Here is a 26,027-nt window from a genome sequence, read left to right on the forward strand (position 1 = left end):
AGCGAGCGTGGAAGCCAGCGTGGTTTTTCACGGACTATACTTGAACCGTTCCCTACCACTGGGGCAGACGATGAACGCGCTGACCCTCAACCTGCTCGGCGACCTCGAAGTGATTCGAGACGGGCAGGTCTTGGCGCTGCCACCCTCCCGCAAGACCCGGGCCCTGCTCGCCTATCTGGCGCTGCATACCCGCTCCCTGAGCCGTGAACACCTGTGCGACCTGTTATGGGAAATGCCCGACGATCCGCGTGGCTCGCTGCGCTGGAGCCTGTCGAAGCTGCGCCGCCTAGTGGACACGCCGGGCCGCACCCGGTTGCGGGCCGATCGCAGCGTTGTGGGGCTCGACACCACGGATATCGACATCGATGTGGTTACCCTGCACGCGCTGCATGGCGAGTGCCTGGAGACAGCCGATGTCGAACGACTCGAACTCACCGCCGCTCGCTATCGCGGGCCCTTCCTGGAGGGCCTGGAGCTGGATCGCTTCGCCGACTTCAACGGCTGGTGCCTGGCCGAGCGCCAGACGGCCCTGCGCGCCCAGACGACCCTGCTCGCCACCTTGGTCACGCGCCTGGCACATACCCCCGAGCGCGCCCTGCCCCATGCCCACGCCTGGGTAAGGATCGCCCCCTTCGACGAAACTGCCCGTGCCCGGCTGGTCAGCCTATTGCTGGCGCAGCACCGCCCGCGCGAAGCCGAGCAACAGCTGCAACTAGGCGTGAGACTGATCCGCGAGGCGGGACTGCCGCTCAATGGCCAGTTGCTGCGTGCCTGGCGCGACACCAAACGACTTGCCGCCGCCACGCCAACGAATGCCGCCCCGGAGACGCTGTCCCTCCCTGCGGTTGGCGAACTGACGCTGCCGGACAGCGACACCCTGGAGGTGCTGCGCTGGGCGGCACTGCTTGCCCCCACCGCCAGCCCGGCGACCTTGAGTCACGTCTCGGGACTCGATACCAACCGTATCGGCGCGGCGCTGGAAGTCGCCGAACGACGCCATTGGCTCACCGCCGAAGGCGGCGAACTACGCTTTACCCAGAGCGACATGGCTACCGAGCTTTATGCCGCGATCTCGCCGGCTCGGCGCCAAGCCATGCATCGACGCATCGCCGAATGGCTGGCCGAGTCCCCGCTCACCGACCTGAGCCAGGCACAAGAGCTGACTCACCACGCCCAGGCCAGCGGCGATCTGGACCTGGCCGCACGGGCAACCGTCGAGGCAGGACGCTTCTGCCTGAGGATCTGCGCCAACGAGCAGGCCCAGCACTATGCCCAACGCGGGTTGGCGCTGGCCGAAGAGATTGCCGACATTCGACGCGTCTGCCTGGCTCTCGAGCTGCACGACGTGCTCTACCGTGCCGCCCCGCTGGCGGACTGGGACAACGGCGCCCGCGACGTGGTGGCCTTGGCCGAGCAGGCGCTGGAGCATGGTGCGCTGGCCCACGCGCGGCTCGGCTATCAATTGGCGAGCCACATCCGCTGGGCTCACGGCCAGTGGAGCGATGCCCACGAAGAGACACTGCAGGCAGAACGTGCGATGCGCTGCAGCGAGGGGCGCGAGCAAGTCATCGCCATGGCCGAGACGGCTCGCTGCCTGGCCATGCTGGAACGCGACCTGGAGCAGGCGACCGAGCTGCTCGCCCAGGCTCGCGAGCAGGCCATCGAGCAGCGTCTCGCTCACCCTGCCATCCCCCTGGCCCAGGGCCTGCTCAGCCTGCACGAGGATCGCTTCGACACGGCCGAGGCCTACTTCAAGGAAGCCCGTACCCTGTGCAAGGCCATGGGCGATCGTCTGGGCGAGTTTCAGGCACAGGAGCTGCTGCTGCTGATGGACCTGGAGCGGGACGACTATGTCGGGGCGGGCAGGCACTGCAAGCAACTGCGCGAGCTTGGCGAACGCTTGCGCGATGGCAGCGAGGCCCCCTATGCCGCTGCCGCCGAGGCCCTGTGTCGCTACGCGCTGGAAGACGATCCCGACCCGTTCGGGGTCGCCCTGGTCACGCTGCGCCATGCCGACGCCCGCCATCGCCTTGCCGTGTTGTTGCTCCAGGCGGCGCGCCTCGACCTGACTCGGGGGCGGATCGAAAGCGCCCGCCAGCGAGCCGGCGAAGCCCTCGAGCATGCCAGGGTATTGGAGCGACGTACCGAACAGCTGCTAGCCCATGCCCTGCTGGCCGAGGCCGCTCGTCGCCGCGATGATGTCACCGAACTGCAGTACCACGCCCAGGCCGCCGAAGCGCTGGCCGAGGCACCGGTAGCCGGCTGGGCCCGACGCCGCTGGCAAGCCCTGCGGGAACACCCCGCCGCGGAGGACGAAACGTGATCGATATCTTTCTGGAGCGGCGCTTCGACGCTCCCCTCGAATCGGCACTGGTGCGCTCGTTGACCGAGGCCGCCCAGCCCTGCTTCGATCTGTACCTTATCGGCTGGCAGGAGAGCTTCCTGGCACGCGATGGATACCGCCTGGTGTGCCACTTCCACGCCCCGGATCTCGAATCGGCACGCATCGGCCTGCGCCAGGCCGGCGCCGAAGTGAGCTCGATGTGGGGCGGCAGCCTGCACGACGCCCCCGCCCTCAGCGCCGCGGAGCTGGCCACTGCTAACGTCATGGTGGAGCGCCACTTCGGCGCCCCGGTGACTTTCCAGGCCATCCAGTCGCTGGAAGATGCCGGCGCAGCCTGCCTGCACAACCATCAAGTGCACTTCCTGCGCACCCTGTTCTCCTTCGACCGCCAGCGCATGCTCTGCCTCTATCGCGCTCCGGACGCCGAGTCGGTACGCCGGGCCCAGCACCAGGCCGACATGCCGGTCAGCCGCATCTGGGCCTTCCAGCGTATCGCTCCCGCGGCGGATTCCACGCCACCAGCCTGAAAAACCACGCGCTCTCCCACGCTGGGTCCCACGCGCCCCCGCGAATCTCGCAGCTGACCGCTAACGGTCAATCCTGACGAGACACAACGATAAAAGGAGAGCGTCAATGCACACCGCCACTCAACCGATCGACAATGGCGTCAACGTCACCGCCCTGCTGGGCGCTCGCGAGGCGCTGGCTCAGGCCCCCGCCGCCGCACGCTTCACCTGGCGTGCACATTGCGACTGGGTCCGCGGCACTCACAGCCGGATTGCCATTGAGGACTTCCACGGCCTCGGCGAAACCCAGCAGCACCGCTCACGCTTCACCTTCGAGGCCGATCACCCCGAGGTGTTCGCCGCCGAGGACCACGGCCCCACCCCGGTGGAGTACGTACTGGTGGGCCTGGCCGCCTGCCTCACCGCGGGAGTGGCCGCCGTGGCCCAGCACCGCGGTATCCAACTGCGCTCGGTCAAGGCCACGGTGGAGGGGGACATGGACATCCAGGGCATCCTCGGCATGGACCCCGAAGTGCGCAGCGGTTTCGACGACATCCGCGTGGGGTTCGAGATCGATGCCGATGCCAGCCGTGCCGACATCGAGGCCCTGGTCGCCCAGTCGCAGAAACGCTCGGCGGTCTACGACCTGCTCACCAACCCCACCCACGTCAAGGTCGAGGTCAAGTGAAGACGGTGACTGCCGTGGTCGTCGGCGCCGGGCACGCCGGGCTGGCCATGAGCCACCACCTGGCCCGGCACGGCATCGACCACGTGATCCTGGAGCGCGGCGAGGTGGCCAATGCCTGGCGGCACCAGCGCTGGGACTCGCTGCGCCTGCTCACGCCCAACTGGCAGACGCGGCTACCCGGCCAGGCCTATGCCGGACCGGAGCCGCATGGCTTCATGGGCATGGCGGAACTGATCGCCTTTCTCGATGATTATGCCCGGGGCCTCTCGGCCCCGCTGCATACCGGCACCGAGGTGATCTCGGTGCGCCAGGCCGAGAATGGCTACCTTGTGGTCACGAATCAGGGCGACTGGCGCTGCCGGGCGGTGGTGATGGCCACCGGCGCCTGCCGGCTTCCCGTCGTGCCCGCCCTGGCCGCGGACCTGCCGCCCTGGGTCAACAGCCTGACACCCCTCGATTACCGCAACCCCGGCCAATTGGCTCCGGGTGGCGTGCTGGTAGTGGGTGCCTCGGCCACCGGCGTGCAACTGGCCGACGAGATCCAGCGCAGCGGGTGGCCCGTGACGCTGGCCGTGGGCGAGCATCTGCGCTTGCCGCGGCGCTACCGCGGTCGCGACATCCAGTGGTGGCTGGAGCAGGCGGGGATGCTCGATCAGCGCTTCGACGAGGTGGAAGACCTGGCCCGTGCCCGGCGCCAGCCTTCGCCGCAGCTGCTGGGCAGCACCGAGTCGCTGGACCTGGACCTCAACGCCCTGAGCGAGCGCGGCGTCCGCATGGTCGGGCGCCTCGTGGGCCTGGCCGGCACCCGGCTGCAGTTCTCCGGGGCGCTTGCGGTACACTGCCAGGCGGCGGACCTCAAGCTCGCTCGGCTACTCGACAATCTCGATGCCTGGGCCAGCGTCCACGACTGTCACGCTGCCCTGCCCGCTCCGGAGCGCCCTGCGCCCACCCGGGTGCCTCAACGCCCCTGTCTCGGGCTCGACCTGGCCGCCGGCGAGATCAAGACGGTGCTGTGGGCCACCGGCTTTCGCCCCGATTTCAGCTGGCTCGAGGTGCCGGTGTTCGATGCCCGAGGTCGCCTGCTACATGATGGCGGCGTAGTGGCGCCGGGTCTCTATGCCATGGGGCTGCCCTTCATGCGGCGACGCAAGTCGGGCGCCATCCACGGCGCCGACGACGATGCGCGAGAGCTCAGCGCTCACCTGGCCGCCTGGCTGGCCCGAACGGGTCGACGCCACGCCAGCTTCGCCTGACGCACGACCAGCACAGAAGCCCGGTCGCTCGCACCGAGCGGCCGGGCTCTCATCCAGCCAGGCTTTCGCCAGCTGGCGACACTCAATCGAGGCGAAACAGCTCCCGCGGGGAATGGTCCAGGATCACGCGCCGGTCATCCTCATCGCCGACCCACTCGGCCAGCCAGTCGAAGGTGTCGCGATAGCTGTGCTTGCCTTCATGGCGGGTCCAGGGCCAGTCGCTGCCCCATACCAGCCGCTCGCGCCCCAACTCTTCCAGTAGCGTTCGGACATGAGGTCGCAGATCAGCCACCGGCGATCGATACGGCGCCGACAGTTTGACCCAGGTGCGGCCGTAGCGGCCGGCTTCCAGCAGCAGGCGGAAACCGGCATCGGCGGCGGGGTCGGCCTCGACGGGCAGCCCCAGGTGATCGATCACCAGGATGACGCCGTGCTCGTGCAGTGCGGGAAAGAGTTCGGGCAGGCGATCTCCCTCGAGGTGCAGCTCCAGGTGCCAGTCCAGCGCCTTCAACCGGTCGAGGAAATCGATCCATTGCGGATCGTTCAGGTCGGGGAGTTCGCGGCGCCGTTCGATGAGATTCCAGCGCACGCCGACGATGCCGGCCGCATCGAGCTTTCGCATCTCGGTCAGGCTGGCCTCCTTGGGCAGCTGCACCACTCCACGGTAGTTTCCCCCCAGTTCACCGAGGATCCGCAGCAGCTCACGATTGTCGTGGCCGAGGAAGCTCGGCTGCACCAGTACGCCACCATGCAACTCGCATGCCGCCAGATGTGCCTGCCACTCATGCAGGGGCGCCGGCCGTGACGGACGATAGTTTGAGCCCTCGATCTCATCCACCTGCGGATAGACATGGGCGTGACAGTCGAATCCTTGCTTCACTTTGGCTCCCACCCTGGTTTCCTCATCTTGGCTCCCTCTCCCGGGCTTTCCTACCCGAGCCTGCCCATCGCCTGGCTCTTGGCTGAATACTCGAGGATGCCTTGCTTAGACTTACGTCTAGTTCTCTAGAGAACTGGTTGACTAGAAGTATACACTGGTCTTTAGTGACAGCAACAAGACAGTGAATCCAGGAGATCGAACCCATGTGTGCATTGCGCATGCCCCAAGCCGACGGGCGCCTTCCCCTCTATGCCCGGCTGCGCGACCAGTTGGCGTCGCGGATCGCCAATGGCGAGTGGTCACCGGGCGACACGATCCCCTCGGAGAACCGGCTGGCCGAGGAGTACGGCGTGGCACTGGCCACCATGCGCATGGCACTCAAGCAACTGGTCGACGAAGGCCTGCTGGAGCGTCGCCGCGGCACCGGCACCTTCGTCAAGCAGCCGGCGTTTCGCGCCGATCTGTTCCGCTTCTTCCATGTTCACGACGCCGACGATCCCGACGGCTCCATGATTCCGGAGAGCCGCATTCTCAGCCGCGAGGAGGTCGAAACGCCTGCCGAGGTCCGGCTGGCATTCGGCGAGCCGGAGGCGACACGCTGCCTCAAGCTCGAGCGTGTTCGCCTGTGGTCCGGCGAACCGATGCTGTTCGAGGAGGTTTACCTGCGCCTGCCCGATTTCAAGGGGCTGCTGGCGCTCGATCCCAAGGACATGGGACCGCTGCTCTACCCCGTCTTCCTCCAGGAATTCGGGATTCTCATCACGTCAGCGACGGATGAGCTTTCATTCGGCACCGCCACCAAGGCAAGTGCCAGGCACCTTGAACTGCCTGCCAACTCGCCGGTTGCCGTTATCGAGCGCATCGCGCGCAACCCCGTGGGTCGGGTCATCGAATATCGCCGCGTGCATGGCCGACCCGAACGCTTCCGCTATCGCGTCACCCTTGGCGAACACAACGCCTGAAGCGGGCCTCGATGCCCGCCCCATGTCCCAACGACTCCAACGACAGGTACGACAAATGAAAACCACGCTGCTCCTCACCACTGCTACCGTTTCGGCCCTTGCCTTCACCCCGGCCATGGCCGAGTATCCGGAGCGTCCCATCGAGCTCATCGTGCCGGCACCCGCAGGCGGCGGCACCGACAACGTGGCACGCATGCTCAACCAGTATCTCGAGGAGGAACTGGGCCAGCCCGTCGCCGTGCTCAACGTGGCGGGTGGCGGCGGCGCCATCGGCGTCAACCAATTCTCCCGTGCGCGTCCCGATGGCTATACCCTGCTTTCCACCTGGAACAGCCCCATCACCACGGTGCCGCACATGCAGCGCGTGCAGTACTCCTACGAGACGCTGACTCCCATCACCAGCACCTCCCAGAGCGCCTACACCCTCTGTGTCGCGCCTGATTTCCCGGCCGAAAGCGGCGAGGAGTTCCTTGCCGAGCTGCAAGCCAACCCTGGCAAGTACACCTATGGCAACGATGGCGTCGGCGGCACCATGCGCCTGGCGGCGGAGCGGATCTTCGAAGCCTACGACATCACCGCCCGCCCGATTCCCTTCGGCGGCGCCGGCGAGACCCTGCAGAACTTCCTCGGCGGTCACGTCGACATCTACGGCGGCTCCATCACCCCGGTGCTGCCCTATGTGGAAGAAGGCCAGGCCAAGTGCCTGCTGGTGACCTCCGCCGACGACAACGATGCCCTGCCCCAGGCATCCGGCCTCGCCGCCCTGGGGCATCCCGAGCTCGAGACCGTGCTCTGGCGCATGATGCTGGGCCCGGAAGGCATGGAGGAAGAGCGCGCCGAAGCGGTCGCCGATGCCGTGGCCCGCGCCGTGGAGCACCCGGAGTTCCAGGAGTTCCTCTCCGCCCAGGGCGAGACCCTCAACCTGGTGCGCGGCGAAGCACTGCGCGAGCGCCTGGAGCAGGAAACCCAGGCCATCGGCGAGACGTTGGAAAACCTCGGCCTCAAGCAACAGTAACCGGCAAAGGCATCGATAAGACCATGAACTACAGAGATCTCTTCTCTGGCATTGCCTTCCTCATCATTGGCGTCAGCACCGTCTGGATGGGGAAAGGCTTCTTTGCCGATGCCGCCTACGTTCCCATCGGGGTCGGCACCCTGATGGGCGCGTTCTCCCTGCCGCTGATCTGGCGAGGCATGAAAAGCGTGCTGGCCGTGCGCACCACGACCGATGCCGCCGCCAGTAGTCATATGACGACCCAGCCTGCTCCCGCTCTGGTCGACCATCCGGGACGCTTCTCGGTGACGCTAGGCTGCTCCCTGGTGTACTACGCGACCCTGCCGATCGTCGGTTTCTACACCACCAGTGCCCTGTTCATCACGCTGCTGGCGGTGCTACTGGGAGAGCGGCGACCCGCCGTGATAGCGGGCATCACCCTGGGCTTCATCACGCTGCTGTACGCCCTGTTCGCCGTGGTGCTCAAGCGCCCATTGCCCGTCGAGTTCTTCCTCGCTTCCTAGATAGGGCCCAGCTCATGTTCGAATCGCTCCTGAATGCACTCCCGGTGGCCCTGCAGTTCGGCTCGCTGATCAGCCTGTTCGTCGGCACGCTGATTGGCATCCTGATCGGCGCGCTGCCCGGCCTGAACCCGGTCATGGCCATTGCCCTGATGCTGCCGCTGACCTACGGCTTCGATCCCATCATTGCCCTGGGGCTGGTCGCAGGGATCTACAACGGCTCCATGTACGGCGGCGCCATTCCCGCCATCCTGCTCAACATTCCCGGCACGCCTGCCGCCATCGCCACCACCTTCGACGGCTACCCGATGACGCGCAAGGGCGAGGGTGGACTGGCCCTGAAGACGGCCTGCTGGTCGTCCGCCATCGGCGGTATCGTCAGCGCCCTGGCCCTGATGACACTGGCCCCCATGCTGGCCAAGGTAACCCTGGCGTTCGGCCCAGCGGAGTACTTCTGGGTGGCCGTGTTCGGCCTCGTCAGCATTGCCGTGCTGGTGGGCAAGGATGTGAGCAAGGGCATGCTCAGCGCCCTGCTCGGCGTCATCATAGGCCTGGTGGGCATCGACACCATCAGCGGGGAAGAGCGCTTCACGTTCGATTCGCTCTACCTGTCAGGCGGCTTCGAGCTGCTCATCGTGCTGATCGGGCTGTATGCCGTGCCGCCAGTGCTCGAGATGGCGGAAAAGCGCAACGAATCCTACTTCGACAGCGACAGTTTCCGCGCCAAGCCGAGCGGCGGCAGTCTGGGCCTGCTGCGCCGCCACTGGCGTACCTGGAGCCGTTCATCGCTGATAGGTGTGGCCGTGGGCATCCTGCCGGGCGCCGGCGGCAACCTGGCCGCCCTGCTCAGCTATAACGAGGCCAAGCGCAAGGCGCCGGATCCCGAGTCCTTCGGCAGCGGCAACCCGGTCGGCGTCGCCGCGGCGGAGTCCGGCAATAGCGCCGACAACGCGGCGGCCATGATCCCCTCGCTGACGCTGGGCATTCCCGGCAATCTGGTCGCGGCACTGGTACTGGGCGCGCTGATGATCCATGGCCTGCAGCCCGGCCCACAGCTGTTCACCCGCTCCCCCGACGTGGTGTTCGGTTTCATGTGGCAGATGCTGCTGACGGCCATGCTGTTGTTGCTGCTCGGCGGCATGGTGGCGACGCGCCTGTTCGCCCAGGTGCTGCGCATGCCCTCCGCCCTGCTGGTTCCCACTACCCTGGTGCTGATGGCGGTAGGCGTGTATACCGTGAACGGCAACGTCACCGATCTCTATGTCATGCTGGCCTTCGGCTTGGCCGGCTACCTGCTCAACCGGCTCGGCTTCCCGCTGGCGCCCGTGGTGCTGGGCGTGCTGCTGGGCCCCATGGCTGAGCAGAACTTCCGCTTGACCATGTTGATCGCCCAGAACGACTGGACGGTGCTGTTCAGCCGCCCCATATCGCTGGGCATCATTGCCCTGCTGGCCGTGGTGCTGCTCTCACAGCTGTGGAAGGCACTGCGCCAGCGGCGCCAATCGCAGTATCAAGGCTCTTGACTCTCAAGAAGGCTCGGAGGCAGCTTCCAACCCCATCAGCAGTCCTGCCAGCTCATTGGCCACGAAGCGCGTCTCGACGCACTCGTCGAGATGCCCCGCCGCGAAGCTCAAAAAGCCCAACGCGGCATGAGGCAGGCGGCGATCGCGGCGCACGATGAACTGCCAGTGGCTCTCGATGGGGAAATCTGCCACCGGCAGGATCGCAATATCAGGGTGCTCCGGCGGTAGCACGTGCTCGGAGAGCACGGCCAGCCCCATGCCGGCAGCGACGCCGACGCGAATGGCTTCGTTACTGGCCATTTGCAAGGTGGGCCCCAGCGACAAGCCGTGCTCCTGCAGCCAGCTCTCGAACATCATGCGCGTCGCCGAGCCCGGTTCGCGCAGCAGGAAGCGCTCTTCCAGCAATTCCCCCATGCCGATGCGCTCGCGCTGTGCCAGCGGATGCCCCTGCGGGGCCACAACCACCAGCGGATTGCGCAGGAAACGCCCGGCCAGGGCATGCGCCAGGGACGGCGGGTGGCTGAACACGTAGAGATCGTCGTCCTGGCGCTCGAAACGCGTCAGCATCTGGCGGCGGTTCCCCACGTGGAGGGTCACGTCGACGTCGGGAAAGGCGTGACTGTATGGCCCGAGCAGGCGTGGCAGCACGTACTGGGCGGTATTGACCAGGGCAATGCTGAAGCGGCCACGCTTACCGCCACGCAGCGCCTCCAGATAATCCTCGAAGTCGTCGAAGCGGCTCAGCACCTCACGGCTGGCGCGATAAAGCTCGCGCCCCGCCTCGGTGGTGTTCAACCGCCCATGGCCGCTCTTCAGCAGCGGCTCGCCCACTGCCTCTGCCAGACGTCGCAGCTGCTGCGACACCGTAGGCTGGGTCAGGTGGAGTTGGCGCGCCGCCTCGCTGACCGAGCCGCTGCGCACCACGGCAACATAGACCTGCAGCAGACGAAACGTCAGGTGGCGAACGTTCATTACGTGGCTCCGGCTCAACCCATAGAGAATTAACTATAGTAGATCCAGTTACATTCTATTGGAATCAATATCCGTTACTCCTCACAATCCGCGACTATCCTGCCAGTGCATCTCCAGCAAGAAGAGAGACCCATGCCCGATATCGTCGTGATGTTCTTTCTGCTCGGCCTGCTTGCCGGGCTGGTCAAGTCCGACCTCAACATACCCAAGGCCGCCTATGACACCCTGAGCCTGCTGCTGATGCTGACCATCGGCCTCAAGGGCGGCATGTCGCTTTACGGCAATCTTCATTGGTCGCTGATTCCGGAACTGCTCGGCGTAGCGGCCCTGGGCGGCCTGATTCCCCTGGCCCTGATGCCGGTGCTGCGCCGCCTGGTAAGACTCTCGGCGGCAGACAGCGCCAGCATAGCCGCCCACTACGGCTCGGTCAGCGCCGGTACCTTTGCCGTGGCGCTGGCCTTCGCCGAGGGGCGCAACCTGGTCATTGGCGCCGAAGTCACCCTCTATCTGGTGATGCTGGAACTGCCGGCCATCATGGTCGCCATCGCCCTGTTTCGGCGCCACGCCGGCAAGAACTCCGGCGAGGCCATGCAGGGCATCTGGCACGAGACACTGACCAACCGCGGCGTGATCCTGCTGGCCGGCGGCGCGGTGATCGGCGCCATGTACGGCCCCGGCGAGGGAGCCAAGGTCACCGAGCTGTTCATGGGCGCCTTCCATGCAGTACTGGCCCTGTTCCTGCTGCAGATGGGCCTGACCGCAGCGGACACCCTGCGCCCCATTCCCTGGTTCCATTGGCGGCTGCTCACCTTCGCCCTGATCGCGCCGCTGGTGCTCTCACTGGTCGGGATGTCGGTCGGCCTGTTGCTTGGCCTGCCCACCGGCTCGGTGCTGATCCTCACGGCGCTGACCGCCAGTGCGTCGTACATCGCCGCGCCGGCGGCCATGCGTACCGCCATTCCGGAGGCCAACATCGGCCTGGCAATGCTCGCCTCCCTCGGCTTTACTTTCCCACTCAACGTGATCGTCGGTATTCCGCTTTACCACCAGATCATCGAATGGATCGCCCTCTAGGCGATCCGCTGTCACAGGGTGCCACCAGCTTCTCGGTGGTGCCCTGCTGTGGCTCACGGCCCCCTGCCCCTTGTTGTTCGACATTCGTAGAACGCCCCAAAGCTGCACTTTACGTTAACGTCAACCTCGCCTAGTCTTGTAGCATCTTGACGACTCTGCGGGATCGAGACTGCTTGCCCGCATCACCCGACAGCTGGTCTACCACTGACACTAGGGAGTTCCGCCGCCATGTTCACGTCCTACAAGCCCCTCGACTTCGGCCTCGACGACGAACTCAACATGCTGCGCGATCAGGTAAACGCCTTCGCCCGCGACGAGATCGCGCCGCGCGCCGCCGAGATCGACGAGAAGAACGAGTTCCCCAACGACCTGTGGCGGAAGTTCGGCGACATGGGCCTGCTCGGTATCACCGTGCCTGAGGAGGACGGCGGCACCGGCATGGGATATCTCGCCCACTGCATCGCCATGGAGGAAATCTCACGTGCCAGCGCCTCGGTGGGCCTCTCCTACGGCGCCCACTCCAACCTGTGCGTGAACCAGCTCAAGATCAACGCCAATGCCGAGCAGAAGGCCAAGTACCTGCCCAAGCTGATCAGCGGCGAGCATGTCGGTGCGCTGGCCATGTCCGAGCCGGGCGCCGGTTCCGACGTGGTCTCGATGAAGCTGCGCGCACGGCGTGAAGGCGACCACTACGTGCTCAACGGCAACAAGATGTGGATCACCAACGGTCCCGACGCCGACGTGCTGGTGGTCTACGCCAAGACCGACCCGGATGCCGGTTCCAAGGGCATCACTGCCTTCATCATCGAGAAAGGCATGCCCGGCTTCTCCACCGCCCAGAAGCTCGACAAGCTGGGCATGCGCGGCTCCAACACCTGCGAACTGGTGTTCCAGGACTGCGAAGTGCCGGTCGAGAACGTGCTGGGTGACGAAGGCAAGGGCGTGCGCGTGCTGATGAGCGGCCTGGACTACGAGCGTACCGTACTCGCCGCCGGCCCCATCGGCATCATGCAGGCAGCCATGGACGTCGTCGTGCCCTACATTCACGAGCGCAAGCAGTTCGACCAGTCCATCGGCGAGTTCCAGCTGGTGCAGGGCAAGATCGCCGACATGTACACCACGCTGAACGCCTGCCGCGCCTATCTCTATGCCGTGGCAGCCGGTTGCGACCGCGGCCAGACCTCGCGCAAGGACGCCGCCGGGGTGATCCTCTACTGTGCGGAGAAGGCCACCCAAGTGGCGCTGGATGCCATCCAGCTGCTCGGCGGCAACGGCTACATCAACGAGTACCCCACCGGCCGCCTGCTGCGCGACGCCAAGCTCTACGAGATCGGCGCCGGCACCAGCGAGATTCGCCGCATGCTGATCGGCCGTGAAATCTTTGCCGAGTCGAAATAAGGGGAACCCATGGCTACCTTGACGACACAAGTCAATCCGCGCAGCGACGGCTTCCAGGCCAACGACAAGGCCATGCGCCACGAGGTGATGAAGCTGCGCGAGCTGACCGCGGCGATCAGCCAGGGCGGTGGCGAGAAGGCCCGCACCCGCCACGAGAGCCGTGGCAAGCTGTTCGTGCGCGACCGCATCGACCACCTGATCGACGAAGGTTCGCCGTTCCTCGAGTTCTCGGCGCTGGCCGCCCATGAGGTCTACGAGAGCGACGTACCCGCTGCCGGCGTGGTCACCGGTATCGGTCGCGTCAGTGGCGTCGAGTGCGTGATCGTCGCCAACGACGCTACCGTCAAGGGCGGTACCTACTATCCGCTGACGGTGAAGAAGCACATCCGCGCCCAGGAGATCGCCCGTAAGCACCGCCTGCCGTGCATCTACCTGGTCGACTCCGGCGGCGCCTTCCTGCCGCGCCAGGACGAAGTGTTCCCCGACCGCGAACACTTCGGCCGCATCTTCTACAACCAGGCCACCCTCTCCGCCGAAGGCATTCCTCAGATCGCCGTGGTGATGGGCTCGTGCACCGCGGGCGGCGCCTACGTGCCGGCCATGGCCGACGAGTCGATCATCGTCAAGCAGCAGGGCACCATCTTCCTCGGCGGCCCGCCGCTGGTGAAGGCTGCGACCGGCGAGAGCATCAGCGCCGAGGACCTGGGCGGTGCCGACGTGCACGCCAAGAAGAGCGGCGTGGCCGACCATTACGCCGAGAACGACGCCCACGCCCTGCAGCTCGCCCGCGCCTGCGTGTCGCGGCTCAACTGGCAGAAGCGCGGCCAGCTCAAGATGCAGGAACCCAAGCCGCCCAAGCTCGACCCCAGCGAGCTCTACGGCATCGTCGGCACCGACCTCAAGAAGCCGTTCGACGTGCGCGAAGTGATCGGCCGCATCGTCGACGACTCCGACTTCGACGAGTTCAAGCGCTACTACGGCGACACCCTGGTCACCGGCTTCGCACACATCCACGGCTACCCGGTGGGCATCGTCGCCAACAACGGCGTGCTGTTCTCCGAATCCGCCGTCAAGGGCGCCCACTTCATCGAGCTGTGCGCCCAGCGCAAGATCCCGCTGGTGTTCCTGCAGAACATCACCGGCTTCATGGTCGGCTCCAAGTACGAGCACGAAGGCATCGCCAAGCACGGCGCCAAGCTCGTCACCGCCGTGGCCTGCGCCAAGGTGCCCAAGTTCACCGTGCTGATCGGCGGCAGCTTCGGCGCCGGCAACTACGGCATGTGCGGTCGCGCCTACGATCCCAATTTGCTGTTCATGTGGCCCAACGCGCGCATCTCGGTGATGGGCGGGGAACAGGCCGCCGGCGTGCTGGCCCAGGTCAAGCGCGAGCAGTACGAGCGCGAAGGCCGCGAGTGGAGCAAGGAAGAGGAAGAAGCCTTCAAGCAGCCCACCCGCGAGCAGTACGAGCGCCAGGGTCACCCCTACTACGCCAGCGCCCGGCTGTGGGACGACGGCGTGATCGACCCGGCCCAGACCCGCGACGTGCTGGGGCTCTCGCTCGCCGCCGCCATGAACGCCGAGGTTCAAGAGACGCGCTTCGGCGTATTTAGAATGTAAACGGCTTCACGGCCTGAAGGGTAACCGGCGTTAGCGGCGCCGGGGCAGAAACAAGCGAAGCTCATTTTTCAGGGATAGAAAAATGGAGCGCCCAGGGAAGGGTTTACAGCGTCTTCGCGTTTTCTGCCTGCGGAGAGCCGCGGGAAGCCACCCAGAACCGAATTCATGAGGCAGTGAAATGGCAATAACCTATTCACAGCTAAGCATTGATGACCGCGGCGTCGCCCGGCTGACGCTGAATCGTCCCGACGTGCACAACGCCTTCGACGACAGCCTGATCGCCGAGCTCAACGAGCACCTCGACAAGCTGCACGACGCCGCCCGCCACGGCGAGGTGCGCGTGGTGGTGTTGGGCTCCGAGGGCAAGAGCTTCTCCGCCGGGGCCGATCTCGGCTGGATGAAGCGCATGGTCGAGTACGACTTCGAGGGCAACCTGGCCGACTCGCGCAAGCTTTCGCAGCTGATGCACGGCCTCGACACCCTCCCTTGCCCCACCGTATGTCGCGTGCAGGGCGCTGCCTTCGGCGGTGCCGTGGGCCTGGCCGCCTGCTGCGACGTGGTGATCGCCAGCGAGAAGGCCAGGTTCTGCCTCTCCGAGGTGAAGATCGGCCTCTCCCCGGCGGTGATCAGCCCCTATGTGCAGCGCGCCCTGGGCGCGCGCCAGATGCGCCGCTACGCGCTGACTGCCGAAGTGATCGACGCCGATCAGGCGCTGGAACTGGGCCTGGCCCACCAGATCGTCGGCCACGACCACATCGACGAGGCGGTCGAAGAGATGATCGCGACGTTGCTGGCCGGCTCACCCCAGGCCCAGCGCGCCACCAAGGCGCTGCTGGCCGAAGTGGCCCGCGACTCCGACAGCAAGGCCACCCGCGAGCATACCTGCCGTGTGATCAGCGAGCTGCGCGTGAGCGCCGAAGGTCAGGAAGGCCTCGCCAGCTTCTTCGAGAAGCGCCGCCCCGCCTGGGCCGACGACAACACGAATTCCTCGGAGCGCCGCTCATGAGTCAGAACGATTCCCGCACCACGCCCTTCGACACCCTGCTGGTGGCCAACCGCGGCGAGATCGCCTGCCGCGTGATGCGTACCGCCCGCGCCATGGGCCTGCGCACCGTGGCCGTCTACTCGGATGCCGACGCCAACGCCCGACACGTGCGCGAAGCCGACGAGGCCGTCCGCCTGGGCCCGGCCGCCGCCCGCGAGAGCTACCTGAAGGTGGAAGCGGTGGTGGAAGCCGCCAAGCGCACCGGCGCCGGTGCCATTCACCCCGGCTACGGCTTCCTCTCCGAGAACGGCGCCTTCGTCGAAGCGCTGGACGCCGCGGGCATCACCTTCGTCGGCCCGCCCGCCTCGGCGATTGCCGCCATGGGCGACAAGTCCGCCGCCAAGGCGCGCATGGCCAACGCCGGTGTGCCGCTGGTGCCGGGCTACCACGGCGACGACCAGGACGACGCCCTGCTCAAGACCGAGGCCGACAAGATCGGCTACCCGGTGCTGCTCAAGGCCAGTGCCGGCGGCGGCGGCAAGGGCATGCGCGTGGTCGAAGCCCCTGAGCAGTTCCAGGCCGCACTGGACGGCTGCCGACGCGAGTCCCAGGCCGCCTTCGGCGACACCCGCATGCTGATCGAGAAGTACCTGACCCAGCCGCGTCACGTCGAAGTGCAGGTGTTCTGCGACAGCCACGGCAACGGCGTCTACCTGTTCGAGCGCGACTGCTCCGTGCAGCGCCGCCACCAGAAGGTACTCGAGGAAGCCCCCGCCCCCGGCATGACCGCCGAGCTGCGCCGCGAGATGGGCGAAGCCGCCGTGCGCGCCGCCAAAGAGATCGGCTACGTCGGCGCCGGCACCGTCGAGTTCCTGCTCGACAAGGACGGCTCGTTCTACTTCATGGAGATGAACACCCGCCTGCAGGTGGAGCACCCCGTCACCGAGATGATCACCGGCCAGGATCTGGTCGAATGGCAGCTGCGCGTGGCCATGGGCGAAGCGCTGCCGCTGCAGCAGGACGAGCTGACTATCACCGGTCACAGCTTCGAGGCGCGCCTCTACGCCGAAGACCCGGAGCAGGACTTCCTGCCCGCCACCGGCAAGCTCGAGCGCTTCGCCATGGACCTCAAGGGTGCCGGACTCGACCCGCGTCAAGTACGCCTGGACAGCGGCGTGGAAACCGGCGACGCGGTCTCGATGCACTACGACCCGATGCTGGCCAAGCTGATCGTCCACGGCGACGACCGCGAGCAGGCCCTGGCCACCCTCAACCGGGCACTGGCGGCGCTGGACGTCCAGGGTGTGGTGACCAACCGCGCCTTCCTGCAGCGGCTGGCCACCCACCCGGCGTTCCGCAACGCGGAGCTGGACACCCGCTTCATCGAGAAGAATGAAGCCACCCTCTTCGCCCCCAAGCAGTACAGCATCGAAGAGTACGCCGGTGCCGCGCTGATCGGCCTCAACCAGCTCGCCCGCGAGTGCGAGAGCGACTCGCCGTGGGACCGCCACGACGGCTTCCGCCTCAACGCCCCGCACACCATCCGCATCTCGCTCTGCGACCCTGCGCACGTGCAAGATGAAGCGAGCGTAGTAGTCGTGGAAGGCACCCGCGCCAGCGGCGCCGACCCGTGGGATTTGACCATCGGCGGCGAGACGCTCACCGCCCGCCTGCAGCACCTTGAAGGCGACGCCGTGGCCGTCACCCTCAATGGCCACCGCCGCCGCCTGCAGGCGCGGCGTGACGGCAACGTCGTCGTGATGGTCGACCCGCGTGGCGAAACCCGCCTGTTCTGGCGCCGCATCGACGCCATCGACCATGGCCACCACGAAGCCGAATCGACCCTCACCGCGCCGATGCACGGCACCGTGGTCGCGCTGCTGGTGGAAGCCGGCCAGAAGGTGGAGAAAGGCATGCCGCTGATGGTCATGGAAGCCATGAAGATGGAACACACCATGACCGCCCCCGCCGACGGCCACGTGGAAAGCTTCCACTTCAATGCCGGCGATACGGTGGGACAGGGAGACGTATTGCTCGAATTCGCCCCGGTAGAGTAACAGTAGCCATGGCGAGCGGCGCCGGGGACAGGTCGTTGAGGGGGTCCGATGCCAGGGATGGCATCGGTAGCGCCCAAGGATGGGTTTACAGCGCCCCCTCGGAGACCTGTCGACGGTTCAGCCGCGGATCATGACCACGGCCGAGACAGGATAGGAGTGTAGAAGATGGCATTTCCCAAGCATGTGCGCCTGGTCGAGGTCGGGCCCCGCGACGGGCTCCAGAACGAACCCAACCCGATCGACACGGCCACCAAGCTGGAACTGATCGACCGCCTGGGCGCCGCCGGTATCAGCTACATCGAAGCGGCCAGCTTCGTCTCGCCCAAGTGGGTGCCGCAGATGGCCGACCATCGTGAAGTGATGACCGGCCTCACGCGCCGCCAGGGCGTGACCTACGCCGCCCTCACCCCCAACCTCAAGGGGCTGGAAGCGGCGCTGGAGTGCGGCGTGGAGGAAGTGGCGGTATTCGGCGCCGCCAGTGAGTCCTTCTCGCAGAAGAACATCAACTGCTCCGTCGCCGAATCCCTGGAGCGCTTCGCCCCCGTGCTGGAGCGAGCCAGAGAGGCCAACTTGCGCGTGCGCGGCTACGTCTCCTGCGTGCTCGGCTGCCCCTACGAGGGCGAAATCGCCCCGGCCAAGGTGGCCGAAGTCTCAAAGGCGCTGTTCGAGATGGGCTGCTACGAAGTCTCGCTCGGCGACACCATCGGCGTCGGCACCCCGCTCGCCGCCAAGCGCATGATCGAAGCCGTGAGCCGCGACATCCCCATGGAAAAGCTCGCCGCCCACTTCCACGACACCTACGGCCAAGCGCTGGCCAACCTCTACGCCGTGCTGGAAGAAGGCATCAGCGTGGTGGACAGCTCCGTCGCCGGCCTCGGCGGCTGCCCCTACGCCAAGGGCGCCTCCGGCAACGTGGCAAGTGAAGACGTGGTCTATCTGCTCAACGGCCTGGGTATCGAGACAGGCATCGACCTCGACAAGCTCGCCGACACCGGCACCTGGATTACCCGCACCATCGGCCGACCGAACCGCTCGAAGGTAGGCGTGGCGCTGGCAGCGAAGTAAGTAGGTGGTAGAAACGGAAAGCCCCTGAGCCAGGTGACTGGCTCAGGGGCTCCTTAATTGTGGGCGGCGCTGGGAGTGGGCTTGCTATGGCTTCCCTGGTTTTTCTTACCCCTCGAGGTTTTCCTGCCTCTGCGCCCGGCGATGGTAGAAGTACAAATATGCAAGCCCCAGCGGTGCAATGAAAATTGCGAAGCCCCAGCAGAGCGTCATGGTGAACATCTTGACGACCAGCATCATCACGGCATTGACGAAGAACACATTGTCTCCTATCAAGAAGCCTATCACCTGTTCATAGACGAAGCGTGAATAGGGGTACAGCAAGGCGTTTACCATCAGCAGCACCAGTTGATCCATTCGTAGCTGCGCGTCTCCCTGCACAACCATGAATACGATCAGAGCCGACATACCGGCACCGAAGAATAGCTGACGCAGGAAGTAGCGCAGCGAAAGGCCACCGAACGTCATGGCGATGAAGTCACGCATGGATATCTCCTATAATCCATTTTTCTTTCTTGCCGTGGGATGATCCCAGTTAAACCGGGCTCAATAGTAAGTAGTAACCGCTTCCCTCATGCCACTGCAGCCTCCCGCTGCTCACGGTAAGTAGTCATCTCCACCTTGCCGAGCTGGGGGGTGAGCTGGCAGCGCTGACGGGACCAGGGGAAGTCAATCTGCGCCTTGAGGTGATCTGCACCCTCGCCAGCCTTCCATGCCTCCAGATTCAGATCGCGCCTCTCGACTATCATCCAGAGGAGAGGCCATTACACCCGTAGCATATGCAATAAAAACAAAAAATATAACAAACCGAATCAAGTTGGAAAAACCGTTTGCCTTTCCACTCGCCGCTCTAGAAGAAAATGCATTACTTTTTCCTCACCATCTATTGAATAAATCACTTCCAATGTTATTGCTGATGCTTTCTCGAAGCGCTTTAACAGCTCACCATTTATTTTGTGAAGCAACACCCCTTCCGTCACCAGCCCACTACCAGCAACTTCTTCCCTCAACAAAGCCTCACTATCGACTTGGTAGTTCTCCTCCCACCCATCTCCGAGAAAATTAGCCCCCAACACATAGATAGGTATATCAGGCACCTCCTCTGCATACAACCCCAACCATGCCCAATACTCCTCAAACGACGCCTGCTTTACAGAAATAGTAAAGAGAACCTCCCCATCTTTATATTCTTCAAGCTCATGTGAATCAAAATTTAACTCGTCATAAAAATCTTTAGAGGGACGGTGCTCATAATGAACTATTTCTGCGGTCTTGCAGCCAGTGAGCGAACTCATAATAATAGAAAAAAAACCAGCCATAAATAAGAACCTCATATTCATCCTCTAACCTCATCGGTCATGTCCATTAGTGGGGACCTCTCACATTACCTCCCAGTGCATACGGCAAAACGTCTAAAACACCATGCCCTAGGCCTTTTCCAGCCCAAGCCCCCCAACCCTTAACGTCATACCATTCATTTGGAATGGGTGCAGGATTAACGTAATTATATGTTCCGACATACCTGGGATCAGTGATAATTTCAAGGGTATCCCCATCAAAGACCACTTCTCTTCCATCCGGGTGGATAAACTTCTGCTCTGGCAACCCAATTCCGTTGTCATGAAAAATAGATTGTGCAGGGCTCAAAAGCTGCCACTCGGAGTTGTGGGCATTTACTTCGGAATAATCAGGCAAGCCAATATTATTGCATGCTCTCCCTGCGAAGTGCCACGACGTTGAACTCCTCCAAAGCCCTGAAATGAAACCATCATCTGCAGGTCGGTCATTGGTACACTCAAACAACCCCAGCGGATCCACCATCCCGGTCGGGTTGCTGACATAACCATACAGATTCCTGCCACCCTTCAGACCAATCGGGTCCTGGCTGATGTACCGGCCCTGCTGCGGGTCGTAGTAGCGGTGGCGGTTGTAGTACAGACCACTCTCTTCATCGTACCACTGGCCCTGGAAGCGGATGGGCTGTGCTGTTCTACCCTGCTCGTTGGTTACCGCGGCCCAGTCGTCGGGCTGGGCTTGCCACAGGGTGTCGCCCCGTGGCGTGACGAGCTGCATGGGTGTGCCGAGAGCATCGGTGACATAGGCACTGATCTGCTTGGCTGCGCCATCGCCGGCCTGGTCGATTCGGAACATGGGTACGAAGCTGCCGGGCTCGTAGACCACGGTGGTTTGGTGGCGCTCTTTCGCTTCGTGCACGAGCCGATCGCCATCCCAGCCGTAGTGGGTGGTGGCGGTGGTGCCGTTGGCGTGATGGACGGTCTTGCTGATGCGCCGCCCCAGGGCGTCGTAGCGGTAGCGGGCTTCTTCGGTAGCTCCCTGGGTGCTGGTACGGGTCAACCGCACCAGGCGGTTGGCGCCGTCGTAGCCGAGGTGGAGTAGTTCACCATTGGGCTGTTCCCGCTCGATCAGGTTGCCGGCGCCGTCATAGCGGTAGCGGCTGCCGTCGAGTTCGCTGAGCTGGTTGGCGGCGTTCGGGCGTGTAGATTCACCCGGCTGGGCATTTAGTCGATTGCCAGCCGCGTCCACCGGGTAGCGGTGGGCACTGTCGCCGTGCTGGCTGGCGATCAGGCGCCCTGACGCGTCATAGGTGTAGGCGATGATCGGGCTGCCACTGCCCTGCCCTGAGCTGCGGAAACTGAGCCTGCCGAGGGCGTCGTAGCGATAGTGCTGCTCGTTCTGAGCGCTACCGGGGCCACGCAGGCTGAGATGATCCAGTTGGCCAAGTGCCGTGTAGCCTCGCTCGAGGATCAGCGGTTGGGGCTGATCGGCGCTGCTCAGGCGCCGCTCGGTTTCACGATGAAGGGCGTCGGGCTCGAGGGCGAGTTCGAGGCCCAACCCGGGAGCGCTGAGGCCGTGCAGGTGGCCGCTGCCGTAGGTGTGCCAGGCGAGTTCGGGCAGATCGCCATAGCGGCTGGCCTGGGGCGCGCCGGTGGCGGTCAGGCGCTGCTGGTGCTGCCATTGCCAGGCAGCGATGTCGCCATCGGCATGATGGCGCTGCCGTTCGCCAATGGGACGACCGGCAGTGTCATAAGCGAAGGTGACCTCGCTCTCAGGATTGACGACACCGCTGAGCTGGCCATCGGCGCGCCACTGATAGCGCTCAGTGCTGGCCGGGGCCGACTCGGTTGCGGGCAGGTGCCGGGCAGCGAGGCGACCATTGGCATCGTAGTCATAACGAATGGCGAGCGGCTGCCCGTCGGGACCAAGCCGGTGGGCTTCGGTACGAGTACTCAGTTGGCCTGCAGCGTCGTAGGCGTAGCGTTGCTCGCGGCCGTCCGGACCGGTCTCGCTGACGAGACGATCCATCTCGTCGTACTCGAATCGGTAGCCGGCGCGGTTGGCAAGGGTCAGTTCACTGAGTCGGCCAGCTTCGTCGTAGGCGTAATGCTCGCGGCCGCCGTCGGCGTCGATTCGCAGTACAGGACGACCGTGGGCGTCGTAGTGGAGTTGATGCCGGTAGCCTTGCGGTCCCTCTTGCTCGACTAGCCTGCCCTGCCGGTCGTGGTGATGCTGCCAGCGGCTTCTGTCAGGCAGTTGGGTGGCGATGCGCCGGCCCATCTCGTCGTGGGTGGTGCGGGTGGTTTCACCCAGAGCGTTGGTCACGGCCAGCAGGTGGCCACGGCTGTCGTAGTCGTAGCGGGTGGTCTGGGCGGAGCAGTCGGTCTCGGAAACGAGCTGGCCAAGGGCGTTCCATTCGAGTCGGCGGGTGCTACCACCGGCGTCGGTGACGGCGGTAGGACGATCGGGTAGCGCTTCATTCTCGAAGGCGAAGGTGGCGGTGCCCTCGGGACCGGTGACACGAATGAGGTTGCCGCGGGCATCGCGCTCGAGCTGCCAACGATGGTTTTCCGGGCCGGCCACGGCGATGGGCTGCCCTTGGGCGTCGCGGGTGATTTCCCAGCGGCTGCCGTCGGGGCCTATCTGGGCGATGACCTGCCCGCTTTCATCTCTTTCGAGCGCTGTCTCTCGGCCGAGCGGATCGACGGTGGCAATGCGCTGCCCGGCGTGATCGTAGCGGTATTGCATGACCGAGCCATCGGCACGGGTGTGAGCCGTCCAACGCTGGCCGGGGCCAGTGCCGCTGAAGTGGTAGCGCTCCTCGCGGCCGAGGCTGTCGGTCACCAGGGTGTGGTCCGGATGGTAGGCATAGGTACGCTTTAGCCCGCCGCTCTCCTCCTGGGCAATGACCCGGCCCTCCGGGGCATGACGATCCCAAGTGTAGCGGGCTTCGATACCGCCGGGCACGCGGTGGGCCGTGAGTATGTGGTTCTGCCATTCGAACTCGCGTACGACCTCGCCATGACGCAGCCGCACGCTGATCAGATCGCCTTCCTCGCTGTAGGCATAACGCACCAGCCAGTTGTCCTGGGCGCTGCCATCGGCCTCACGCACCAAGCGTACGCCGCTGAGGCGCTGGCCGCTGTCACCCTCGCCCGCCGGCGACAGCGCTTCGTAGTCGAAGTGGAAGTGGCGCCCGGCGCTGTCCTCGACCTGGACGAGCAGCTCGGCTTCCCAGCGGTAGGTGGTGGCATAGCCGTTGCGGTCCAGTTCCTGGGCGAGGCGCCAGGTGGGCGATGCCTCTTGCATCGGTGCGAAGACGTAGTAGAGACCACCGGCATCGCTCAGCACGATGGTCTGCGGGTCGTGGCGCAGGGCTTCGGGCAAGGCCTGCCAGCGGACGCTTTCGCCATCCTTGCCTAACTCATCCCTACCATCCTCGGCCGGCTCGCCACCGCGCCGCAGCCAAAGCTGCTCGGTGGGCGAGTAACGCGACTGACCCGGCGCCAGGGCGCCGAAGGTGATGTCGCGGCCCTGGGCATCGTGGATCACACAGGCATCGTCGCGCAGAGTGAGCGAGAGTTCATCGCCGGGTACCGACCACCCCTGCCCCAGCACGCCGATACGGGCATTGGCGGAGAGGTAGCCGCGCGAGAACACGAAAGGCCGCGGTGCCGGCAGGGCAAAGTCGGTTTCGGCGGGCAGCAGCTTGGCGCCCAGCAGCGGATTGACCGGACTGCCCACGGCAGGCTCGCAGGCGCTGCAACGGTTAGCCAGTCCATCGAGCATGGCGGGGTTGTTGAGATCTAGCAGCTTACCTAGCTGAGAAAACAGGCCCGCGCCGATCGATTTGAGCGTCAAGTCCTCGCTCGCTTCCGGCGTGGCGGCACCCGGCAGCAGCGCCGTCACCGCCCCCTGCCCGCTTCCCGAACCCGGGCTGCCGCCGGAGTTGATCCTGACCTGGGCGCCGACGATGGTGATGCCGCTGGGGTCGAGCTTGAGGAAGCTGCCGCCAGCCTTGAGGGTGATCTCGGCGCCGGCGTCGATTACGGTCTTGCTGCCGGCCTTGTGGTGCACCTCCTGGCCGGCTTCGACGAGCTGGGCGCGGGCGGTCTTCTCGTGGCGGGTGGTGCCGACGATGAGGTGGTCGTCGCCGTCGACCTGGGTATGCCGCTGGCCGTGTACGGTGAGGTGATCGTTGCTGTGGATCTCGCTGATGCGGTTATGGTGCACGGTGAGGTGGCTGTCGTTGCCGATCTCTTCGGTGCGGTCGTTGTTAGTCAGCAGTTCCAGGTCTTTCTGGGCGTGCAGCCAGATTTGTTCCTGGCCGGCCTGGTCTTCCAGGCGCAGCTCGTTGAAGCCTTCGGCCTGGTGACTCTGGGTGCGGATGACGGTACGGGTCTTGTGGGCCGGGAGCTCGTAGGGCGGCGTGTTGACGGCGTTGTAGACCCGCCCGGTGATCAGCGGCTGGTCGGGGTCGCCTTCGAGATAGCTGATGATCACTTCGTGGCCGATCCGCGGAATCGCCATGCTGCCGTAGCCACCGCCGGCCCAGTCCTGGCTGACTCGGAGCCAGGCACTGGCGGTTTCGTTGGGTTCGGCGTAGCGATCCCAGGGGAACTGCACCTTGACCCGGCCATGCTCGTCGCAGTGGATCTCCTCGCCTTCGGGGCCGACGACGAAGGCGACCTGGGGGCCGTCGACGCGGGGCCGAGGGTTGGGCTCGGGGCGCCAGGCCAGGTCGGCGGGCATGAGCACGAGGTCGTTGTGGTACGTGGTCATGCCGCCACTGTTCCCGCCCTCGGTCTGGCTTTGGACGATGCCGTCCTCTTCCAGGGCCTGGGGCTGCTTGCCGTGGTGCACCACGCCGAGCACCTGCCAGTCCTGGTTGAGCTCGTCGAGATCGTGATCGGTCAGGGTAAAGCGCAGCCCCGGGGCAAGCTCGGGCAGGTCGCTCTCGGCGTCGGCGGTGTTGGCGCTGCGGCGCAGGGATTCGAGGCGAATGCGGGTGAAGGCCTGGCCGGAGGCGTCGGCCTTGTAGCGGCCGGGGTAGTCGTAGTGTTCGTAGTCGACCCTTTGCGCGTGTTCTTCCAGCCCGTCGGCGAGGTGGCCGTGCAGCTGACCGTAGGCCGGGCGCTTGAAGGAGTAGTCCTTGAGCGTGGTCGAGGCCGGGGCGACACGGGCGTGCTGCTGCAGCTTGCGCACGTGGCGGCGCGGTGGCGTGCCCCCGGCGCGGCTGTGGTAGCTGCGGCTGCCCAGGTGGGTGAGCACCTGGGGGGCGTCGGCGAAGACCAGGCGATGGGCGGCGCTGGCGCCCTCTTCACCGCTGACCTGGAAAAACTCGTGGAAGTAGAACAGGCCCTCTTCGGCGGCCAGGCGCTGGACGAAGGCGAGATCGGTCTCGCGGTACTGCACGCAGTACTCGCGGGACTCGGGTTCCCGGGTGGCGGCAAAGGCGATATCGGTGAGGTCGTGTTCGTCGCACAGGGTATTGAGCACCGTGAGCGGCGAGACTTCCTGGAAGATGCGCGAGTTCTGCCGCAGCGAGAGGCGCCACAGCGCGGGCTGGATCGTCACCCGATAGAAGGTGCGGCGGTGGCCACGATCGCCGCGGGCGAACTCGCTGACGATGCCGTGGACGCGGCGCAGCGCCTCGCCCTGCTGCCAGATCGTCAGGGTGGCCTCGCGGTCGAGGATATCGCTAGCGGAGAGGCTGCCGTCGCGGCTGGCGAAGCGCACCGTCAGTTCGAAGGGCTGGGACAGCGCTTCCTTGTGCGTGAATTCGATGACCGCCAGGTCGTCGGCCCCGGCCAGGGCCAGGGTGAATTGCCATCCGCTTGCATCGGCCATGGTGCCTCCCTGCGTGAAAGGTATTGCTCTTATTAATCCATTAGG

Annotated in this window: 19 protein-coding genes and 1 pseudogene; 14 read left to right on the plus strand and 6 right to left on the minus strand. The window is 65.2% G+C overall.

The window, feature by feature from the left end; all coding sequences use genetic code 11:
* Nucleotides 1-70: 70 nt before the first annotated feature.
* The 4 genes from KPL81_RS09015 (at nucleotide 71) to KPL81_RS09030 (ending at nucleotide 4,791) form a co-directional block, all read left to right on the plus strand.
* Nucleotides 71-2,323: an ATP-binding protein gene (locus tag KPL81_RS09015; protein WP_219791541.1), complete on the plus strand. Its 2,253-nt coding sequence runs from the start codon at nucleotides 71-73 to the stop codon at nucleotides 2,321-2,323.
* The gene (locus KPL81_RS20830; protein ID WP_219791542.1) at nucleotides 2,320-2,871 is read left to right on the plus strand and encodes a DUF4242 domain-containing protein; all 552 of its coding nucleotides are present in this window, start codon (nucleotides 2,320-2,322) and stop codon (nucleotides 2,869-2,871) included. Before KPL81_RS09015 ends, KPL81_RS20830 begins: the two co-directional genes overlap by 4 nt.
* 106 nt (nucleotides 2,872-2,977) lie before the next feature.
* Nucleotides 2,978-3,538 carry an OsmC family protein gene (locus KPL81_RS09025; protein ID WP_219791543.1) on the plus strand — a complete coding sequence of 187 codons (561 nt, stop codon included), beginning with the start codon at nucleotides 2,978-2,980 and terminating at the stop codon, nucleotides 3,536-3,538.
* A complete protein-coding gene (locus tag KPL81_RS09030) occupies nucleotides 3,535-4,791 on the plus strand; it encodes an NAD(P)-binding domain-containing protein (protein WP_219791544.1) in 1,257 nt (418 codons plus the stop codon). The genes KPL81_RS09025 and KPL81_RS09030 overlap by 4 nt, the downstream gene beginning before the upstream one ends.
* A gap of 82 nt (nucleotides 4,792-4,873) precedes the next feature.
* Here KPL81_RS09030 and KPL81_RS09035 read toward each other — a convergent pair whose 3' ends face one another.
* Nucleotides 4,874-5,671: an amidohydrolase family protein gene (locus KPL81_RS09035; RefSeq protein ID WP_219791545.1), complete on the minus strand. Its 798-nt coding sequence runs from the start codon at nucleotides 5,669-5,671 to the stop codon at nucleotides 4,874-4,876.
* 203 nt (nucleotides 5,672-5,874) lie between these two features.
* Here KPL81_RS09035 and KPL81_RS09040 point away from each other — a divergent pair, with 203 nt between their 5' ends.
* Genes KPL81_RS09040 through KPL81_RS09055 form a run of 4 tightly spaced genes read left to right on the plus strand, consistent with a single transcriptional unit; the run spans nucleotide 5,875 to nucleotide 9,671 of the window.
* A complete protein-coding gene (locus KPL81_RS09040) occupies nucleotides 5,875-6,633 on the plus strand; it encodes a GntR family transcriptional regulator (RefSeq protein ID WP_219791546.1) in 759 nt (252 codons plus the stop codon).
* Between the two features lie 55 nt (nucleotides 6,634-6,688).
* On the plus strand, nucleotides 6,689-7,648 hold the full coding sequence (locus KPL81_RS09045; protein ID WP_219791548.1) for a Bug family tripartite tricarboxylate transporter substrate binding protein: 960 nt from the start codon (nucleotides 6,689-6,691) through the stop codon (nucleotides 7,646-7,648).
* Between the two features lie 23 nt (nucleotides 7,649-7,671).
* A complete protein-coding gene (locus KPL81_RS09050; RefSeq protein WP_219791549.1) occupies nucleotides 7,672-8,151 on the plus strand; it encodes a tripartite tricarboxylate transporter TctB family protein in 480 nt (159 codons plus the stop codon).
* A 14-nt stretch (nucleotides 8,152-8,165) separates the two neighbouring features.
* Nucleotides 8,166-9,671, plus strand: a complete 1,506-nt coding sequence (locus tag KPL81_RS09055) for a tripartite tricarboxylate transporter permease (protein ID WP_209472358.1) — start codon at nucleotides 8,166-8,168, stop codon at nucleotides 9,669-9,671.
* A 3-nt stretch (nucleotides 9,672-9,674) separates the two neighbouring features.
* Here KPL81_RS09055 and KPL81_RS09060 read toward each other — a convergent pair whose 3' ends face one another.
* Nucleotides 9,675-10,643 (minus strand): LysR family transcriptional regulator, encoded by a 969-nt coding sequence (locus tag KPL81_RS09060; RefSeq protein WP_219791551.1) that lies wholly within the window; start codon nucleotides 10,641-10,643, stop codon nucleotides 9,675-9,677.
* Between the two features lie 132 nt (nucleotides 10,644-10,775).
* Here KPL81_RS09060 and KPL81_RS09065 point away from each other — a divergent pair, with 132 nt between their 5' ends.
* The 6 genes from KPL81_RS09065 (at nucleotide 10,776) to KPL81_RS09090 (ending at nucleotide 18,839) form a co-directional block, all read left to right on the plus strand.
* Nucleotides 10,776-11,717, plus strand: coding sequence for a sodium-dependent bicarbonate transport family permease (locus tag KPL81_RS09065; RefSeq protein ID WP_219791552.1), 942 nt, complete (start codon nucleotides 10,776-10,778; stop codon nucleotides 11,715-11,717).
* 228 nt (nucleotides 11,718-11,945) lie between these two features.
* Nucleotides 11,946-13,115, plus strand: a complete 1,170-nt coding sequence (locus KPL81_RS09070; RefSeq protein ID WP_209472364.1) for an isovaleryl-CoA dehydrogenase — start codon at nucleotides 11,946-11,948, stop codon at nucleotides 13,113-13,115.
* Nucleotides 13,116-13,124: 9 nt separating this feature from the next.
* Nucleotides 13,125-14,732, plus strand: a complete 1,608-nt coding sequence (locus tag KPL81_RS09075) for a carboxyl transferase domain-containing protein (RefSeq protein ID WP_219791554.1) — start codon at nucleotides 13,125-13,127, stop codon at nucleotides 14,730-14,732.
* A gap of 178 nt (nucleotides 14,733-14,910) precedes the next feature.
* A complete protein-coding gene (locus KPL81_RS09080; RefSeq protein ID WP_240549149.1) occupies nucleotides 14,911-15,738 on the plus strand; it encodes an enoyl-CoA hydratase-related protein in 828 nt (275 codons plus the stop codon).
* The gene (locus tag KPL81_RS09085) at nucleotides 15,735-17,774 is read left to right on the plus strand and encodes an acetyl/propionyl/methylcrotonyl-CoA carboxylase subunit alpha (protein WP_219791555.1); all 2,040 of its coding nucleotides are present in this window, start codon (nucleotides 15,735-15,737) and stop codon (nucleotides 17,772-17,774) included. Before KPL81_RS09080 ends, KPL81_RS09085 begins: the two co-directional genes overlap by 4 nt.
* Nucleotides 17,775-17,939: 165 nt before the next feature.
* On the plus strand, nucleotides 17,940-18,839 hold the full coding sequence (locus KPL81_RS09090; protein WP_219791556.1) for a hydroxymethylglutaryl-CoA lyase: 900 nt from the start codon (nucleotides 17,940-17,942) through the stop codon (nucleotides 18,837-18,839).
* Between the two features lie 105 nt (nucleotides 18,840-18,944).
* Here KPL81_RS09090 and KPL81_RS09095 read toward each other — a convergent pair whose 3' ends face one another.
* From KPL81_RS09095 to KPL81_RS20600, 4 genes and pseudogenes are all read right to left on the minus strand, one after another.
* Nucleotides 18,945-19,322, minus strand: a complete 378-nt coding sequence (locus KPL81_RS09095) for a hypothetical protein (protein WP_219791558.1) — start codon at nucleotides 19,320-19,322, stop codon at nucleotides 18,945-18,947.
* Between the two features lie 326 nt (nucleotides 19,323-19,648).
* Entirely contained in the window at nucleotides 19,649-20,176 is a 528-nt protein-coding gene (locus KPL81_RS09100; protein WP_219791560.1) for a hypothetical protein, read from the minus strand.
* A gap of 25 nt (nucleotides 20,177-20,201) precedes the next feature.
* Nucleotides 20,202-23,921 carry an RHS repeat-associated core domain-containing protein gene (locus KPL81_RS20595; protein WP_240549183.1) on the minus strand — a complete coding sequence of 1,240 codons (3,720 nt, stop codon included), beginning with the start codon at nucleotides 23,919-23,921 and terminating at the stop codon, nucleotides 20,202-20,204.
* Nucleotides 23,922-23,996: 75 nt separating this feature from the next.
* Nucleotides 23,997-25,982 (minus strand): annotated as a pseudogene (locus tag KPL81_RS20600) (type VI secretion system Vgr family protein); the annotation flags it as partial.
* Nucleotides 25,983-26,027 lie beyond the last annotated feature (45 nt).

It is taken from the genome of Billgrantia antri, assembly GCF_019430905.1.
Taxonomy (GTDB): Bacteria; Pseudomonadota; Gammaproteobacteria; order Pseudomonadales; family Halomonadaceae; genus Halomonas; species Halomonas antri.